This window comes from Singulisphaera chitinilytica, assembly GCF_049331405.1.
GTDB lineage: Bacteria > Planctomycetota > Planctomycetia > Isosphaerales > Isosphaeraceae > PoT.
Map to the genome: position 1 here is coordinate 7965812 of NZ_CP186274.1, position 16875 is coordinate 7982686.

The following is a 16875-nucleotide window of genomic DNA, read 5'->3' on the forward strand; positions in this document are numbered from 1 at the left end:
CGATACGAGGTACCGGACCCCGGGAATACACGCCATCTTAACAGAGAAGGACGATGCTTTCCAGTCGCCGGGCGATCACCCCCGGCATGTGAGGCATGTCGAAAAATCTCTACTTTCGCCTTGCTGCTCGATTACAATGGCGATAGCCAACACAAGGGCCTTCCATCCATACTTATCCGAACGATTCGGGAAGGGGTCGTCGGGATGCGTCGTCAGAGAACCTTGATCCGATGGATCTTCAGCGCCTTCGTTGCCGCGGGGCTATTCGCAGAGTTGCCGGTAGGGCCGTCCGCCGGCAAGGCCTGGGGAGCTCCGCCTTCGTCCAGCCGAGCCGGCAGGAGCAAGATCCGCGTCGAACGAACCGCGCGCCAGGACCAGCCGCCATTGAGCTTCGACGGGGCGACGGGTTGGATCAATACCCAGCCGATCCGACTCGAGGAACTCAAGGGCAAGATCGTCCTCCTCGACTTCTGGACCTATTGCTGCATCAACTGCCATCACGTCCTCCCCGACCTCGCCAAGCTCGAGGAGAAGTACAAGAACGAGCTGGTGGTGATCGGCGTCCATACCGCGAAGTTCTTCGCCGAACAGGACACTGAAAACATCCGGCGCAAGGTCAGCGAATACAAGATCAAGCACCCGGTGATCAATGACGCCAATCAGGTCATCTGGAACCGATTCGAGGTCAATAGTTGGCCGACCCTGGTCCTGATCGATCCCGAAGGCAAGTACGTCGGCAGCGTCAGCGGCGAAGGCCACTACGCCGCGCTCGACAGGGTCATCGGTCAGCTTGCCGCGAGGCACAAGGAGAAGGGCGATCTGAACACGTCGCCCGTCGTCTTCTTCCCCGAGAGCGATAAGCCCGACACGACGGGATTGCTCTACCCGGGCAAGATCCTCGCCGACGAGAAGTCCAAGCGTCTCTTCATCTCGGACACGGCCCACAACCGGATTGTCCTGACCGACTTCAGTGGCAAGAATCCCGTCACGATCGGGAACGGCGTCGCCGGGTTGGTTGACGGCGGCTATGAGAAGTCCCAGTTCAATCGGCCCCAGGGGATGTGCCTGGTCGACGACATCCTCTACGTGGCCGACACGGAGAATCACTCGATCCGCGCCATCAACCTCAAGAATAACAAGGTTGAGACGGTTGCGGGCACGGGAGTTCAGACCCATAATTTCAAGGGCGTCGGGGCCGGTACCCAGACAGGACTCAACAGTCCCTGGGACCTCGTACTGATCCCCGGCACCAAGTCGATAGCCATCGCCATGGCAGGCAGTCATCAGATCTGGCGTTACGACATCGAGAACGGGACGGTCGGCCACTGGGCCGGTACGGGTCGTGAGGATATCCAGGACGGCCCGATCGCCCAGGCACTCTTCGCACAACCGAGCGGCCTGGCCGCGGACGCCGATCATCTCTACGTGGCCGACTCCGAAGTCTCGGCGGTCCGGGCGATCTCCCTGGGAAGAAAGCCCCTCGTCCACACGATCGTCGGCCTCGGCCTCTTCAAGTTCGCGGACGTCGACGGCGTGGGCGAGGATGTCCGCCTGCAGCACTGCCTGGGTGTCGCCTTCGGCAACGACAAGCTCTACATCGCCGACTCCTACAACAACAAGATCAAGGTCTGCGACCCGAGAGCGAAGCGAGTCGACACCCTGGTCGGTAACACTGAGCCAGGCTCGTCCGACAACCCGCCCCGCTTCTACGAGCCGGGCGGCCTCAGCGTCGCGGGCACGGACCTCTACGTTGCCGACACCAATAACCATGCCATCCGGGTCGTGAACCTCAACGACGGCGCGGTGAAGACTCTGGAGATCGAGGGCCTCTCGCCCCCCAAGCCGCCGCGACGCGCCCCGGCCTTCCCGAATGCTCAGGTCCTCAACCTCAAGGAGCAGACGGTCAAGCCGAGCAAGGAGATCACGATCGACGTCCGGCTCCCACTCAAGGAAGGCTTCAAGGTCAACGACCAGGCCCCCTTCCCCTACATGGTTGAGGTCCCGAGCGATTCGACTATCCTGGCTTCGAACGAGTCGGAACCCAGGAAGCTGGAAACGCCCGCTCAGCGTTTCAATGTGAAGGTGAAGCTGGCCAAGGTGCCCGAGGACAGGGACTCGTTGATACTGAAGCTCTCTGTCTCGGCCTTCGTCTGCGACGAAGACTCGAACCTCTGCCAGATCAAGAGCTACGTCTGGAACGCCCCAATCAAGTTCACCAAGGACGGAAGCGTCTCAGCAACATTTGATGCGAAGGACGCGACCGCAAACGCGGCGACCGAGAAAGCCGCCTCGAAGTAATTCGAGGAAGCGCCTTCGGCCTGTAGAACAGAAGGACGGCCCTCGCAGGCAATTGCGAGGGCCGTCCTTCTTCGTTTGCGGCCGGGATCAGGCCCCTGCTGTCGACGAACTGGCCACGAGACGAAGTCCAACGGGCAGCGAGTCGCCGAGGGCCTGGCCCTGCAACTCGTCCTCCAGTTCGTGATACTCCCTCACCGGCCTGATCACCGTCTCGGGGGCTTCGAGGACCTCGAGCCTGGCGATGACCTTCAGGCGAAGATCTTCATCCAGGTCCCGAGCGCGGTCGCCAGAAACCCGGGCGAGCTGTGCCAGCGCGAAGATCCCTTCAGTCGTTTCTCGGCCAGTCGCGAAGGTCCTGTCGACGAGCAGGCTCGTCCACTTCTCAGCGACCTCGCGCGGGACCACGGCATTAGCGGGGCCATAGAGGAGGACTCGCGCCCCGAGCCGTCCGAGACACCAGGGGGCGAAACCGGCCGAAACGCCTCGTTCCAGATCCTTGGCGAGCAGATCGCCGAGGTTGACCTTCAACTCGGGAGAGAGGCGTTCGAGGCTCGCGGCACAGCGCCAGATCTCCGCCATCTCATGCGTCTCGGGCTTCGGCCGTCCCCCCTTCTTCACCGCGCTCCCGCCTTTCGAGGGCACGAGGTAAGGGGCGACGCGACGGTAAATCTCGTCGTGGTGCGATCGGGTCAGCCCGGCGGAGACCCTACGCCAGAGGATCCACCACTCGGCCCAGCATTGCAGGTCCTTGATGTGCCGGACCCCCTGATGGAACACCGGCCAGAGGGCCTTGATCCGCGTCTCGTCGAGCGGGAACCCGGTCCCGGGCCGCAGGAAATAGCCGGCGAGGTTGAACCAGCGCGACTCGTGCCGGGCGCTCTTAGTGCGGTTCTCGGCGAGGTCTTTCAGCGGCTCCCACAAGGCACGAAGGGCCGACGGGGGCCATTCATCGCGGGGCAACTCGATCGCTTCCTCAAGTCGTTTCACCAGGCGAGACGGCCCGACATCGTCTGTCGGGCCGGCGTTGAACGCCTCGCGGATCGCCGCGATCCCGCGATCGACGATCGACTGCTCGAGGACCACACGCTCGGCCTCCGCACCGCCGGAGGTGGACGAAGTCCCTGCGCCTTCCGAGGCCCCGCGGAGTTGGATTTGGAGCTTCCAGCGCCTCTCATCCGTCCGCGACTCGCACCAAAGCTCGACCGTACCAACCTCGGTGACGCGAGCCGCCAGCCGAACTGGGATGCGTTCGGCCTTTGCCTTGCGGCCCACCCGGATCAAGGAGACGAGGGGAGGTAGTTCCCGTATCGAGTCAGGGTCGGAACCGACCAGATCCCCCGGGCGATCGTCGGCTCTAACCGAACTGCTAGCCAGTGGGAACGCAACCGGCTGCCCGGCGAGGAGGTCGAAGTCGCGCTCGGCGATCGTGATCTCATCCCCTTCCTGGGCGTCACGCGGGACGACGCAGAGCCAAGGGCGATCCGTCTCCTCGGCCTGGAACCCGACGTAAAACGATCGGGCCGTCCCGCCGCCAATGCGGATGCCTCCTCCTCGACGGACGACTCCGTAGTAGGCCGCACCATATGCGACGGCCAGATCGAGCGAGGCATTCGTCAGGACGCGGGGCGAGTAGGACTGTCCGGGATCCTGTTCGAACCAGGAACCGATCACATCAACGATCCGCTCGCGCACGACCACAGGTGAGAGGGCACCACCGTTGAAGAGGATTGCATCCGGACGTGCCGGCCGATCCGGCTCCGTCGCCGATCCCCCCTGCCCCGCGACCTCCGAGCGATGTCGTCGCAGGAAGGATGCGAGGTGCTTCGGGATCGCCGGGTCCGAAACGAACGGCAGTCCGAACTCCTGAAGCCCGAGCTTGGCGCCTCGCCCCGGCTCTTCCCCTCGATCAACGCGGGGAAAGAAGCCATCGAGGACGCTGTCGAGCACCTCAGTCCGTGTCAGTTCCGACTGGATGCTTCCGCCGATGATCTTGGAGCCTCGACCGGCGATCGTCACCGGCCACCGTTCGACCGGGAGATCCCCCAGGAGCTTTTCCTTAGCCGTGCGGCAGGCGTGCCGGAGGGCACTCCACTGTTCGGCGTCGAGTCGGACCTTGCCGAGCTTCTGCTCGACGAGATGGGCCAGCGCCAGGTCAATGTTGTCGCCGCCGAGCATCAGGTGGTCGCCGACCGCGACTCGCCGGAAACCTGGACCGTCGGGAGTCTCGACGACAGTGATGAGGCTGAAGTCGCTCGTGCCGCCGCCGATGTCGCAGACCAGGATCAATTCCCCGGCCCGGACCTCACGCTGCCAACCTTCCTGATGCGTGACGATCCAGGAGTAAAAGGCGGCTTGAGGCTCTTCCAGCAGGATGATCCCCTCGAGCCCGGCTCGTTTCGCGGCTTCGACCGTCAGCTCGCGCGCGGCCTCGTCGAACGAGGCGGGCACGGTCAGGACGATTTCCTGTTGCTCCAGTCTTCGCGTCGGATCATCGGCGGCGAACTGGAAGTTCCAGGCGTCGCGAATATGCCGGAGGAGATCCGCCGAGGCATCCACCGGAGAGATCTTCCGGCCTCCCGGGGGACAGGCCCAGGGGAGGATATCGGCCTCGCGATCGACCTTGGGATGGCAGAGCCAGCTCTTCGCGCTGGCGACGAGATGCCCGGGGACCTTGGCCCCCTGGATCCTCGCGAACTCGCCAACGATCCGATCCGCATGATCGCGCCAGGGGAGCCTCGCCGCGCCCGGCGGAAGGTCGTGCTCGCCGGGGAGGTAGAGGAATGAGGGGAGCATCGGCCTCGGAGCCGTCTCGCTCGGAGCGACGAGTTGCGGGACCTCGAATAGCCGGATGTCGGCCGAGGGTCGCTCTCGACCTTTTGTGTCGACATAGGCGACCGCACAGTTGGTCGTCCCCAGGTCGATGCCAACGATGTATCGTGAGCGTGCCATGCCCCGCCATTCCCTCGAGAAGTCGAGCCGCCGTTAGGCCTCAGTCCCCGGGTGAGTCAGGACTCGCGTGTCGAGACGGATCCCAGGTCGTTAATTTTACCTCTCAACTCGAGAGCGTGACTGCTACCCCCGCTCATTCCACACTCGCCCGACCTCGAGGCATGAGTGATTGAGCCCCGGCTCTTCATTTCCACGGAGCAGAAACGTGACGAGTCTCCGATCACAGGACGCCCTGCTCTCGAAGACTCGCCGCTATCAACGGGTTGTCCGGTACCGACGTTCGCTCAGTTGTCGGTCACGACGAAGTTGATGAGTTTGCCGGGGACGACGACGACCTTGCGAACGGTCTTCCCCTGGATCGAGGACGCGACCCGTTCGTCGGCCCTGGCGGCGGACTCGATGGCATCGCGGTTGGCGTCGGCCGGCACGACCACGCGGCTGCGGAGCTTGCCGTTAACCTGGACGGGGACCTCGACCTCATCATCGACGAGGAGCGCGGGGTCGAAGGTCGGCCAGGACTCGTAAGCCAGTGACTCCTTGTGGCCAAGGATCTCCCAGAGTTCCTCGGCGATGTGAGGAGCCAGAGGTGCGAGCAGGAGGGTGAAGGCCTCCATCGCTGCCTTCGGCCGAACGTCCTGGCCGGTGAAGGCGTTCGTGAACTCCATCAAGCGGCTGATCGACGTGTTGAAGCGAAGGCCGTCGAAGTCGTCGCCGACGGCTGCGATGGTGCGAGCTACAAGCTTGGCCTGATCCTGAGTTAGAGGCACGTCCTGGACCCTCGGATCGAGGACGATCTCCTCGGCCTCGGCATCCACGATCATTCGCCAGGCGCGACTCAGGAAACGGTAGACTCCCTCGACTCCCTTCATGCTCCAGGGCTTCACAGCCTCGAGCGGGCCCATGAACATCTCGTAGAGTCGCAGGCTATCCGCACCATACTCCTCGACGACTGTGTCGGGATTGATGACATTGCCCCGGGCCTTCGACATCTTGTGGGCGCGGGCGTCGATCCGGATCGACTCGTCGGCGGTCAGGACGAAGCCTTCCCCCTTCTTGGTCACCTGATCGGGCTCGACCTTCACCGCCTTGACGGGCGTCGATTTCTTGCTGTCGACCTGGATCCCGTCCCGCTCCGCAACCTGGCTCGACGAAACCCAGCCCCCGACCCCGTCCTGATAACCTGTGTATTCGGTCTCACCGAGGATCATGCCCTGGTTGACCAGGCGCTGGAAGGGTTCAAGGGTGCTCACATAACCACGGTCGTAGAGCACCTTGTACCAGAAGCGGCTATAGAGGAGGTGGAGCACCGCATGCTCGGCCCCGCCGATGTAGAGGTCGACGGGCATCCAGGCCTTTTCCAGCTCAGGTTCCCATGCCTTCTCCGTGTTCTCGGGGTCGAGGTAGCGGAGGAAGTACCAGCACGAACCCGCCCACTGGGGCATCGTGTTCGTCTCGCGGCGGTATGCCTCGGAATAGTTGACCCAATCCGTCGCCTTGCCCAGCGGGGGCTCGGGCTTGCCCGACGGCCGGAAGTCTTCCAGGTCCGGCAGCAGGACCGGAAGGTCTGCGTCCGTGAGGCCCTTGACGGTGTCTCCTTCCCCCAGCAGGACGGGGAACGGTTCGCCCCAATATCGCTGGCGGCTGAACAGCCAGTCTCGCAACTTGTAGTTGACCGTCTTCCGGCCGAGCCCGCGCTCGGAGAGCCAGGCCGTGATCGCGGACTTCGCCTCGGGGGTAGGCTTGCCGTCGAGGCTCAACTCTGCGGTGGCGGAATTGACGGCGACGCCAAGTTCGACCTCGGCCGACTCGAGCGGTTTAGCGGCATCTTCGACGTTCGACGCGACGACCCGCCGAATCGGCAGATCGAAGGTCGTGGCGAAGTCGAAGTCACGCGTATCGTGGCCGGGGACGGCCATGATGGCGCCGGTACCGTAGCCCATCAAAACATAGTCGGCGATCCAGATGGGGACGCGCTCGCCATTCACGGGATTAATGGCGTACGCCCCCGTGAAGACGCCGGACTTGGACTTGGCGAGGTCGGTACGGTCGAGGTCGCTCTTGTTGCTCGCCGACTTTCGGTAAGCGGCGACCGCCTCTTGATTCTCGGGCGACGTCAGACGGTCGACGAGGAGATGCTCTGGCGCGAGGACCATGTAGGTCGCGCCGAAGAGGGTATCGGGGCGAGTCGTGAAGACGCGGATCACGTCCTCGGTCGACTGTTCGGGATAGCCCTGGGAGCTGCGACCGGACTTCCAACCCGCAGAGTCACTGCCGACGTAGAAGTCGACCTCGGCACCTTCGCTACGGCCGATCCAGTTGCGCTGCATCTCCTTGATCGCGCGGGGCCAGTCGACGATCTCGAGGTCGTCGGAGAGACGGTCGCCGTAAGCGGTGATGCGAAGCATCCACTGTTTGAGCGGCATCCGGATGACGGGATAGCCGCCGCGTTCGCTCTTCCCGTCGATGACTTCCTCATTGGCGAGGACGGTCCCTAACTCGGGGCACCAGTTGACGGGGACCTCCGCGCGATAGGCCAGACGCTTCGAGTCGCGGTAGAGATCGGGGTTGGCTGTCCCCTCGGGGATCGGCAACTCGGCGATGGGGCGACCCTTCCCCTTTCGAGCGTTGCCTTGCGGGTCGTTCCACTCGAAGTCGGGGTCGTACCAAGTATTGAAGATCTGGAGGAAGATCCACTGCGTCCATTTGTAGTAGCCGGGATCGGTGGTGTCGACCTCGCGATCCCAGTCATACGAGAAGCCGAGCGATTTGATCTGGCGCCGGAAGTTATCGATATTCTTCTGCGTCGTGATTCGAGGATGCGTGTTGGTCTGAACCGCATATTGCTCGGCGGGGAGTCCGAAGGCATCCCAGCCCATCGGGTGCAGGACGTTGAAGCCTCGCATCCGCTTGTAGCGGCAGATGATGTCGGTCGCCGTGTAGCCCTCGGGATGGCCGACGTGGAGGCCCGCCCCGCTCGGATACGGGAACATGTCGAGGACGTAGTGCTTCGGCTTGCCGGGGACGAAGTCTCGCGTGCGGAACGTCTTGTTCTGTTCCCAGTACGCTTGCCATTTCCGTTCGATCCGATGCACGTGATACGCAGGCATACCGACGCTCCCTCACCGCAGCTCGAAACACTCGACCTAACGACAAAAAAAGCCCTCCGCATGTTCGGGGGCTCCTCATCGCGACATCCAGAATAACGTGATCAGCCGGGCCTTGCCAGCGGCCGCAAGATCGTCCGGGGGACGGAAGATAGGGTGAGTTTCCGGCTGGCATCAGTCGCAACAGGGCGTTTGAAGACTTTGACCCGTCACGAGGACGATTCTACAAATCGCCGTCGTCGGATCGTGTTCACAGCTTGAGGAAATTTCCTGAAATCTTTCGCGGATTTTCGCCCATCGGCCAATCGCCGTGTAGACTTGAGTCGAAAGCCGGGTTTTTGGGGAACGCCAATCTCGAGGCATTCATGATTCTTCGGCACTCCGCTTGCACTAGTTGGCGTCCGCACTGACAAGTCGTCACAGCTTCCCCTGAACCCAGAAATGGAGATGGATTCATGGAACCGCATACGTCGGCCCCGATCGCGGTGCGCACTCGCCGCCTGGCGCTTTTCCTGGTACCGACATTGATTGTACTATCGACCGTTGGCTGCAGCGGTCGTCGTACTTCGCTCCGACCCGTGTTCGTGTCTCCGGCCCGCCCCGCCACCCTCGTCCCGAACGATTGCCAGGGCGCGGATTGCGGATCGTCGACGACTACGGTCGGACCTCGGACAACCGTGACGCCCGGCGGCAGCTCCGAAGTGATCGAGTCGACCCCGAGCGCCGAGCCTGGCCCCGGCCCCGCTGTTGAGGCTCCTTTCGGCGGTCGATCGAGCTCGCCCCCGTCGCCCGGCGGTGAGCCGCCGCTCGACCTCGGACCGATCACGCCCTCCGAGAAGGGTGCATCCCTGGTGAAGCCGCAGAAGTCCTCGGCCCAGAAGAACCGACGCAGCCCCTCAGTGAGGCTGCGTCAGGCGGGGCTCACCAACGAATTGAAGTCGTACGTGAACGACCCGGAGGACCTCTTCCTGCCGCCCAAATCGGAGCGGCCCTGGAAGTATGTGGTCCTCCATCACAGCGCCAATGAGGTCGGCAACTACGACCAGATCGACCACGAGCATCGCAAAACGCTCGGCTGGAACGGCTGCGGGTACCACTTCATCATCGGCAACGGGACCGGCAGCCCCGACGGTCAGATCGAGGTCTCGCAGCGCTGGTCGAACCAGAAGCACGGCGTCCACTGCCGCAACGGCAAGACGCCCGAGGTCAATGAATACGGCATCGGAATTTGCCTGGTCGGCGACCTCGACGACAAGCCCCCGACACCTCGTCAGATCGCCGCGGCCAAGGCCCTCGTGAGCTACCTGGGCCAACGCTATTCAATCCCCGCCGACCACATGGGCAGCCACGCCCAGCTCGCCAATTCCCCGACCGCCTGTCCCGGCAAGCACTTCCCCGCCCAGGCTATCCTTGGTTCGAGCAATCTGGCCTTACGTTGAACCATTCCATTGATTGCATTTGCCGTTGAATTTGCTATCGACCGAATCAAGTCTGCTCACCTCGCCTGTCTCGCGCAACTTCGACTCACCCTTCCTGACTTCCCACCTGCGACACAAACACCCATCAAAACTGATGGCCATTCGGATGAGTGGCTCGTCGGACCGCTTCATTTAGCAAGGCGATCACGCTCATCGAGTCGGTAATCTGGCCGCGCTGAAGCATCTGCCAGGCTTCGGACCATTCCACTCGCTTCACCTGCAAGCGTTCGCTCCCCTCGGGTTCGCTCTCGCCGGGGATAAGGTCGGTGGCCCGGAAGACGTACGCGATCTCGTCGCTGACCGAATTCGAGAGATGGGTCGTGGAGATCAATTCGAGCCGCCCTGCCTTGAAGCCGGTCTCCTCACGAAGCTCGCGGAGTGCGGTATCCTCGATCGGCTCGTCTTCGTTCCCGCCCCCTTCGGGGATCTCCCACGAATATCCGCCGACCGGATAGCGATACTGCCCGACGAGCCAGATCCGCCCCTCGTCATCCACCGGAAGGACGCCGACGGCCTTGTTTCGGAAGTGGACGACGCCATAGATGCCTGGTTGGCCATCGGGCCGGAGAACCTGGTCCTCGCGCACCTGAATCCAGAGATTGTCGTAAACGACCCGAGTGCTCAGAGTCGTCCACGGGTTATGGCGCTCTTCGTCGGACATCGAGTGGATCCCGGTTCGGGCGTCGGCGACCTCGGTTCCTGAGTCGACGGAACCGGTAGATACGCCGTTGAGAGGAAGTGAGTATGAACGAGGTGATCGGCCGGCGATCCACGAGAGGAATCGCATGGTCCAGTAACAAGCCTTCCCAACATCGCCAACGCCCGAAGAGCCTGAGAAGCGAAGCGCTAGGGCCCCGATCAAAGACTCCCCGGGCATGTAGCTAGAATCGCCGGAGCGATCCTCCGATCAATCCTTGAGGGCGGCCTGGAGGGTGACGCCCATGTCGGCCGGGCTCTTGGCGACCCGGATACCGGCATCTTCGAGGGCCGCGATCTTGTCGGAAGCCTTGCCCGACCCGCCGGAGATGATGGCACCGGCGTGGCCCATCCGCTTGCCGGGAGGAGCCGTCTGGCCGGCGATGAACGCGGCGAGGGGCTTGGTGAACTCCCCCGATTTCTTCAAGGCCGCGGCCTGCTCTTCGGCGTTGCCGCCGATTTCGCCCATCATCAGGACGGCCTCGGTGTCGGGGTCCGCCTGGAACATGCGGAGGGCCGCGACGAAGTCGGTGCCGTTGACCGGGTCGCCGCCGATGCCGACGCAGGTGCTCTGGCCGATGCCAAGGTTGGTCAACTGCCAGACGGCCTCATAGGTGAGGGTGCCCGAGCGGCTGACGACGCCCACGTTGCCCGGCTTGTGGATATAGCCCGGCATGATGCCGATCTTGCACTGACCGGGGGTGATGACGCCCGGGCAGTTGGGACCGATCAGGCGGGTCTTGGGGTGATGCGCCTTGAGGTAGGCGACCGCCCTGGCCATGTCGAGGACGGGGATCCCTTCGGTGATCGCGATGATCAGCGGGATGCCCGCGTCGGCGGCTTCGAGGATCGCGTCGGCCGCGCCCGGCGGCGGCACGAAGATCATCGAGGCGTTGGCGCCGGTGGCCTTCACGGCCTCGTAGCAGGTGTCGAAGACGGGGACGCCCAGGGTGTTCCCGCCGCCGCGGCCGGGGGTCACGCCCCCGACCAGGTTCGTCCCGTAGTCGCGGCACTGCTCGGAGTGGAACGCGCCCGCCTTGCCGGTGATGCCCTGGCAGATCAGACGCGTATTCTTATCAACCAGAATGCTCATTCGTCGGATCCTGAGTAGCGAGTGTAAGACATCCCGACCATCCCTCGGCCCGGTGCGATCCGCACGCGAAGGGCCGCAGGCCTGAAATCAGACGGCCCCCTTGGCGGCGGCGACAACTTTCTGCGCGGCGTCGGTCAGGCCCGTGGCCGTGATGATCTTGCGACCGCTCTCTTCGATCAGCTTCTTGCCGGCCTCGACGTTCGTCCCTTCGAGACGGACGACCAGGGGCACCCGGAAATCAATCTCGTCGTAGGCGGCGAGGATGGCGGAGGCGATGATGTCGCACTTCATGATCCCGCCGAAGATGTTCACCAGGACGGCCTTCACCGTCGGCGAGGCCAGCAGGATGCGGAACCCTTCCAGCACCTGGTCCTTGCTCGCGCCACCGCCCACGTCGAGGAAGTTCGCAGGCTCGCCGCCATGGAACTTAATCAGGTCCATGGTGCTCATGGCGAGGCCGGCACCGTTGACGAGGCAGGCGATGTTGCCGTCGAGGCTGACGTAGCTCAGCCCGCTTTTGCCGGCTCGCAACTCGGCCGGATCCTCTTCGGCCGGGTCGAGGAGCGGGGCGATGTCCTTGTGGCGGAAAAGGGCGTTGTCGTCGAAATTCAACTTGCAGTCGAGGGCCAGGACGTCGCCGTCCTCGGTCACGATCAGCGGGTTGATCTCGGCGAGCGAGGCGTCCAGGTCGATGAAGAGCTTGACGAAGTTCTTGAAGAAGATCTCCCCCTTCTTCGCCGTCTCACCCTTCAGGCCAAGGACGTGACAGACCTTGCGAGCCTGGAACCCGGCGAGGCCGAGGCCCACGTCGACCGTCTCGCGATGGATTTTCTCGGGCGTCTCGTGAGCGACCGTCTCGATCTCGACGCCGCCTTCGGTCGAGACCATGAGGACGGGGCTCTGCTCCCCGCGGTCGACCGCAAGGCCCAGGTAGAGCTCGCGGGCGATGTTGTGGCCGACGGTCACGAGGACCTTGTTGATCGGGCTACCCTCGGCGCCGGTCTGGTAGGTGACCAGCGTCTTGCCCAGGAGGCTCGCCGCCGCGTCGACGGCCGCCTTGCGGGACTGCACCAACTGGACGCCCTTGGCCATGCCCTCGGGCCTGGGTTTCTTGCCGCTGGCGATCTCGAGAGCCTCGTCTCGGTCGGCATTGGCGTCGATGGCCACGCCCTTGCCGCGACCCCCCGCATGGACCTGGGCCTTCACCACAATCAGGCCCCCACCCAACTCGTCGAAGGCCGCGCCGGCCTCTTCCGGAGTCGTGGCGACGATCCCCGCGGGGACCGCGACCCCGGCCGCCTTGAGGAGATCCTTGGCCTGATACTCGTGAACTTTCATGATCGCCTGATTCCTGCTGGTTGGTTACCGATTCGGAGCTCCGCACGGGCCAGCCACACCCGGGGGCGTTTTTACCATAGGACTTCCCCCGTCGGCCAGACCCAAGCGGGCCCGAGCCGTCGGGGATTTGCCAGAATATCAAATGTCTTTGCCGTACCGGCGTTCGAACTCGCGCTCGATCTCCCGCTCGATCTCGGCGATCTCCGCATCCGTGGGGATTCCCAGGGGGTTCTGGAAGACTTCGCGGGTCTCCGGGAGTTCCTCCAGGGAGCGGAACTCCTCCTGCCAGAAGGCCGACTCTGCCTCCGAGAGGAGTCGTTCGCGGGGCGGCTCGGGCTTAAGCGGCTTCGAGGGCTCCTCGCGCTGCCGGCGTCGGGACTGGAGGAACTCGAGGAACTCGTCGGCCGAGAAGACCTTGGCCTTCCTCCGGGACGCGGCGATGCGGATGCGGTTGTCGCTCGAGATCACGGAGAGGTTTTTGGGGGAGGAATGCTTGGCGATGAGCTGTTCGATCCGATCGTCCGCGCTGTCTTCCGAGACGGCATAGATGACGGAGATCCCCTTGTGCTTCATCTCGCGAGGCTGTTCGCGGGGGGGATCGAGCGCGTCGAAGACCACCGTCGTCAGGTGAGCCTCGATCGGCCCGAGGCCGTCGTGGAGGTCGTTGAGGAACCGGGTCCGCGCCTTTCGAAAGCCGTCGAGGCCGAAGCGCTTCCCCATGAGCCCCTGCGCATGCATCAAATTATAACCATCGATCAGGAAACGCATCGGGCACACGGCGCGGGGGACGAGGCATCGAACAAGGTCATCGGAGAGGATCTATCTAGTTTCGCCCGTCCACCCGTTTCCCACAAGCCCCCATCGATCAAGATGCGATGCGAGCCCCGGCCTGCACGATCCCGCCGAGCGTGTACCGCACCTCACCGCTGACGATCACCGTGTGCGCCCTTCCCCTGACCTTCCACCCGCCATAAGGGGTATTCCGACTCTTCGAGCGGAACTGGGCCGGGTCGACCTCCCAGCGAGCCTCGGGGTCGATCAGCGTCACGTCGGCCTCAGCGCCCGGAGCGAGCGTACCCTTGCCGATCCCCAGGAGTTTCGCGGGATTGACCGTGAGCTTGCGGATGACCTCGGGCCAATCGAGGTGCCCCGGCTCGATCAGGCCATGCACCGTGATCGGGATTAGCGTCTCTAGGCCCACGATCCCGAACGGGGCCTGGTCGAGTTCCCTCAGTTTCTTCTCGGGGGCATGCGGCGAATGGTCGGAGGCCAGGATCTCGATCGTACCGTCCTTCAAGCCGCCGATGACGGCTTCGATGTCGCTCCAGGTCCGGAGTGGCGGATTCACTTTGTAATTCGAGTCGAACGCCTGGAGAGTTTCGTCGGTCAGCGTGAAATGGTGGGGACAGGCTTCGGCCGTGACGCGGACTCCGCGACGTTTCCCTTCGCGCACGAGCTCGACCGAGCGGGCCGTCGAGATGTGCTGGATGTGGAGCCGCCCGCCGGTGATCTCGGCGAGCCGGATATCCCGGGCGACCATGATGTCTTCGGCGGCCGCGGGCATGCCGGAAAGGCCCAGCCGAGTCGACTCATAGCCGTCGTTCATCACGCCGCCGAGGGTCAACTCGGGGACCTGGCAGTGCTGCATGATCACGCGATCAAACATGGACGCGTACTGGAGCGCCCGACGCATCAATGAGGCGGAAGCCACAGGCGTCCCACCGTCGCTAAACCCGACCGCACCTCCTGCGACGAGCTGGCCGATCTCGGCCAACTCTTCCCCCTTGCGCCCCTTGGAGACGGCACCGACCGGATAGACGTTGGCCTTGCGGGCTCGCTGGGCGAGGAGGACCACGAACTCGGCGGCGGCCTGGTTGTCGATGGCGGGCTGCGTGTTGGGCATGCAGGCGACGGAGGTGACGCCCCCGGCCAGTGCGGCCTCGGCCCCGGAGGCGATCGTCTCATCCTCCTCGTTTCCCGGCTCGCGGAACTGGACGTGAGCGTCGATGAGGCCGGGGCAGACGATGAGCCCTCGCGCATCGATGACGACCTCGGCCTCGTCATAGCCTTCGCCGAACGGGAGGACATGGCCCCGGCTGATCCAGAGGTCGCCGATCCGGTCGATCTCCTGGCTGGGGTCGATGATTCGCCCCCCCGTGATGTGGATCGTCGCCAACTCAGGGACCCCTTTCATTTCGTTGCCGCCATGTCACCGAGGATTTCTTCCGTGGTCGACCGGCGCGCGTTCATGCGACCGCTCAGGAGGTAAAGCACGGCCATCCGCACGGCCAGGCCATTCGTCACCTGGTCGAGGATCGCCGAATTCGGTCCGTCGGCGACCTCAGGGGTGAGCTCGACCCCGCGATTGATCGGGCCGGGGGCAAGGACTAAGAGGTCGTCCTTGCCGCGCCTGACCCTCTCCTGGGTCATCCCATAGAGCTGAGAATACTCCGCAATCGACGGGAAGAGCGCCTTCTGCTGTCGCTCGAGCTGGATGCGGAGGACGTTGACCACGTCGCATTGGGGAAGGATCTGATCGAGGTGGTGGGCAACCTCGCAGCCGAGGCGCTCCATGCTCCTGGGCACGAGCGTCGGCGGGCCGCAGAGGATCACCCGTGCCCCGAGCTTGAGCAGGCCCCAGATATTCGACCGGGCGACGCGGGAGTGGCTGATGTCGCCGACGATCCCGACGGTCAATCCCTCGACCTTCCCCTTCTTGCGCCTGATCGTCATCAGGTCGAGGAGCCCCTGCGTAGGGTGCTCGTGGGCCCCGTCGCCCGCGTTGATGATCGACGACTGGACGTGCTGGGCCAGCAGATGCGGGGCGCCCGGGGTCGGGTGCCGCACCACCATCACGTCGGCCCCCATGGCCTCGATGTTCCTGGCCGTGTCGATGAACGTCTCCCCCTTGGAGAGGCTGGAGACGCTGGCCGAGAAGTCCTGCGTATCGGCCGAGAGCCGCTTGGCGGCAAGGTCGAAGCTCGTCCTGGTCCGGGTCGAGTTCTCGAAGAAGAGGTTGAAGACCACACGTCCCTGGAGCGTCGGCACCTTCTTTCGGCTCCGCGAGGAGACCTCGAGGAAGGAGTCGGCCGTGTCGAGGATGCCCGTGATCTCGGCCTTCGAGAGGTCCTCGAGGCCGAGTAAGTGCTTTCGGGACCAGGCCACAGGATTTGTGGACGCGGCTTGGGGTTCCATGGACGTGGTCGAGCTCCCAGCCCCGTTGCACCGGACCCCACCCCACTCCATTCGGGCGGGATGCGAGAATCGGCGAAGGGGCTCATCTCAGTCGTTCAGGGCGATCCGGACAATCTCATCAACAGGTTCGACGGGGGATACCCGCACGTGGACGCGTTCGCCAAGCTCGGTGCTGACGTGCAGGCCGACGACGTCCGGCTGGATCGGCAGCTCGCGGTAGCCTCGATCGATCAGTACGGCGAGGCGGACCACAGCGGGACGGCCGAGGTCGCAAATTGAGTTCAGGGCAGCGCGGACGGTTCGCCCGGTGAAGAGCACATCATCCACCAGCACGACTTCGGCATTCTCGACGTCGAAGGGGATCTCGGTCCCGTGGAGGACCGGCCAGCGCTCGGCATGGCCAAAGTCGTCGCGGTACAGGGTGATGTCGACCGCCCCGACCGGGACCTCCTCGCCGAGCAGGTCTCTGAGGCGAACGGCCAGTCGCTCGGCGATGGGGACGCCACGGTTCCGGATCCCGACCAATCGCAAAGGAACGCCGGATCGCCTGCCGTCGACAATCCCGCGGGCCATGCTGTCCAGGAGGCTCGCCAGCGCGTCCGCATCGCAGAGGCGAGTTTCTCGATCGGTCATAGAATCGCGTCCCTCGGGGAAGGTCGAACCATCGTCCTGCCTTCGGCTTGGGATCGTAGCACCCCAATCATCCTCTTGCAAGCAAACCGAT

The 16875-nt window shown here is 64.0% G+C and carries 11 protein-coding genes; 2 read left to right on the top strand and 9 right to left on the bottom strand.

Annotated features, from left to right (window positions below):
• Positions 1 to 204 precede the first annotated feature (204 nt).
• Complete coding sequence (locus ACOYYX_RS31115; RefSeq protein ID WP_422926561.1) at positions 205 to 2298, top strand: thioredoxin-like domain-containing protein; 2094 nt, start codon at positions 205 to 207, stop codon at positions 2296 to 2298.
• Positions 2299 to 2385: 87 nt separating this feature from the next.
• Here ACOYYX_RS31115 and ACOYYX_RS31120 read toward each other — a convergent pair whose 3' ends face one another.
• Positions 2386 to 5247 (bottom strand): Hsp70 family protein, encoded by a 2862-nt coding sequence (locus tag ACOYYX_RS31120; protein WP_422926562.1) that lies wholly within the window; start codon positions 5245 to 5247, stop codon positions 2386 to 2388.
• A gap of 284 nt (positions 5248 to 5531) precedes the next feature.
• Complete coding sequence (leuS, locus tag ACOYYX_RS31125) at positions 5532 to 8354, bottom strand: leucine--tRNA ligase (protein ID WP_422926563.1); 2823 nt, start codon at positions 8352 to 8354, stop codon at positions 5532 to 5534.
• A gap of 674 nt (positions 8355 to 9028) precedes the next feature.
• On the opposite strand from leuS, the gene ACOYYX_RS31130 reads away from it, so the two are divergent.
• Positions 9029 to 9790, top strand: coding sequence for a peptidoglycan recognition protein family protein (locus ACOYYX_RS31130; RefSeq protein WP_422926564.1), 762 nt, complete (start codon positions 9029 to 9031; stop codon positions 9788 to 9790).
• Between the two features lie 124 nt (positions 9791 to 9914).
• Here ACOYYX_RS31130 and ACOYYX_RS31135 read toward each other — a convergent pair whose 3' ends face one another.
• The 7 genes from ACOYYX_RS31135 to pyrR form a co-directional block, all read right to left on the bottom strand.
• Entirely contained in the window at positions 9915 to 10490 is a 576-nt protein-coding gene (locus tag ACOYYX_RS31135) for an NUDIX domain-containing protein (protein ID WP_422926565.1), read from the bottom strand.
• Between the two features lie 246 nt (positions 10491 to 10736).
• A complete protein-coding gene (sucD, locus tag ACOYYX_RS31140; protein ID WP_422926566.1) occupies positions 10737 to 11618 on the bottom strand; it encodes a succinate--CoA ligase subunit alpha in 882 nt (293 codons plus the stop codon).
• 87 nt (positions 11619 to 11705) lie between these two features.
• A complete protein-coding gene (sucC, locus tag ACOYYX_RS31145; RefSeq protein ID WP_422926567.1) occupies positions 11706 to 12956 on the bottom strand; it encodes an ADP-forming succinate--CoA ligase subunit beta in 1251 nt (416 codons plus the stop codon).
• 138 nt (positions 12957 to 13094) lie between these two features.
• Positions 13095 to 13724: an NYN domain-containing protein gene (locus ACOYYX_RS31150; RefSeq protein WP_422926568.1), complete on the bottom strand. Its 630-nt coding sequence runs from the start codon at positions 13722 to 13724 to the stop codon at positions 13095 to 13097.
• Positions 13725 to 13821: 97 nt separating this feature from the next.
• A complete protein-coding gene (locus ACOYYX_RS31155) occupies positions 13822 to 15150 on the bottom strand; it encodes a dihydroorotase (RefSeq protein ID WP_422926569.1) in 1329 nt (442 codons plus the stop codon).
• Positions 15147 to 16151 (bottom strand): aspartate carbamoyltransferase catalytic subunit, encoded by a 1005-nt coding sequence (locus tag ACOYYX_RS31160; protein WP_422926570.1) that lies wholly within the window; start codon positions 16149 to 16151, stop codon positions 15147 to 15149. Before ACOYYX_RS31160 ends, ACOYYX_RS31155 begins: the two co-directional genes overlap by 4 nt.
• Before the next feature lie 87 nt (positions 16152 to 16238).
• Positions 16239 to 16784 (bottom strand): bifunctional pyr operon transcriptional regulator/uracil phosphoribosyltransferase PyrR, encoded by a 546-nt coding sequence (gene pyrR, locus ACOYYX_RS31165; RefSeq protein WP_422926571.1) that lies wholly within the window; start codon positions 16782 to 16784, stop codon positions 16239 to 16241.
• Between the last annotated feature and the right edge of the window lie 91 nt (positions 16785 to 16875).

Bases quoted from the DNA above. Each gene is read 5' to 3' on its own strand.
- ACOYYX_RS31120 (WP_422926562.1), bottom strand. From the start codon at position 5,247: ATGGCACGCTCACGATACATCGTTGGCATCGACCTGGGGACGACCAAC.
- sucD (WP_422926566.1), bottom strand. From the start codon at position 11,618: ATGAGCATTCTGGTTGATAAGAATACGCGTCTGATCTGCCAGGGCATC.
- ACOYYX_RS31115 (WP_422926561.1), top strand. From the start codon at position 205: ATGCGTCGTCAGAGAACCTTGATCCGATGGATCTTCAGCGCCTTCGTT.
- ACOYYX_RS31150 (WP_422926568.1), bottom strand. From the start codon at position 13,724: ATGCGTTTCCTGATCGATGGTTATAATTTGATGCATGCGCAGGGGCTC.
- sucC (WP_422926567.1), bottom strand. From the start codon at position 12,956: ATGAAAGTTCACGAGTATCAGGCCAAGGATCTCCTCAAGGCGGCCGGG.
- ACOYYX_RS31155 (WP_422926569.1), bottom strand. From the start codon at position 15,150: ATGAAAGGGGTCCCTGAGTTGGCGACGATCCACATCACGGGGGGGCGA.
- ACOYYX_RS31160 (WP_422926570.1), bottom strand. From the start codon at position 16,151: ATGGAACCCCAAGCCGCGTCCACAAATCCTGTGGCCTGGTCCCGAAAG.
- leuS (WP_422926563.1), bottom strand. From the start codon at position 8,354: ATGCCTGCGTATCACGTGCATCGGATCGAACGGAAATGGCAAGCGTAC.
- ACOYYX_RS31135 (WP_422926565.1), bottom strand. From the start codon at position 10,490: ATGTCCGACGAAGAGCGCCATAACCCGTGGACGACTCTGAGCACTCGG.
- pyrR (WP_422926571.1), bottom strand. From the start codon at position 16,784: ATGACCGATCGAGAAACTCGCCTCTGCGATGCGGACGCGCTGGCGAGC.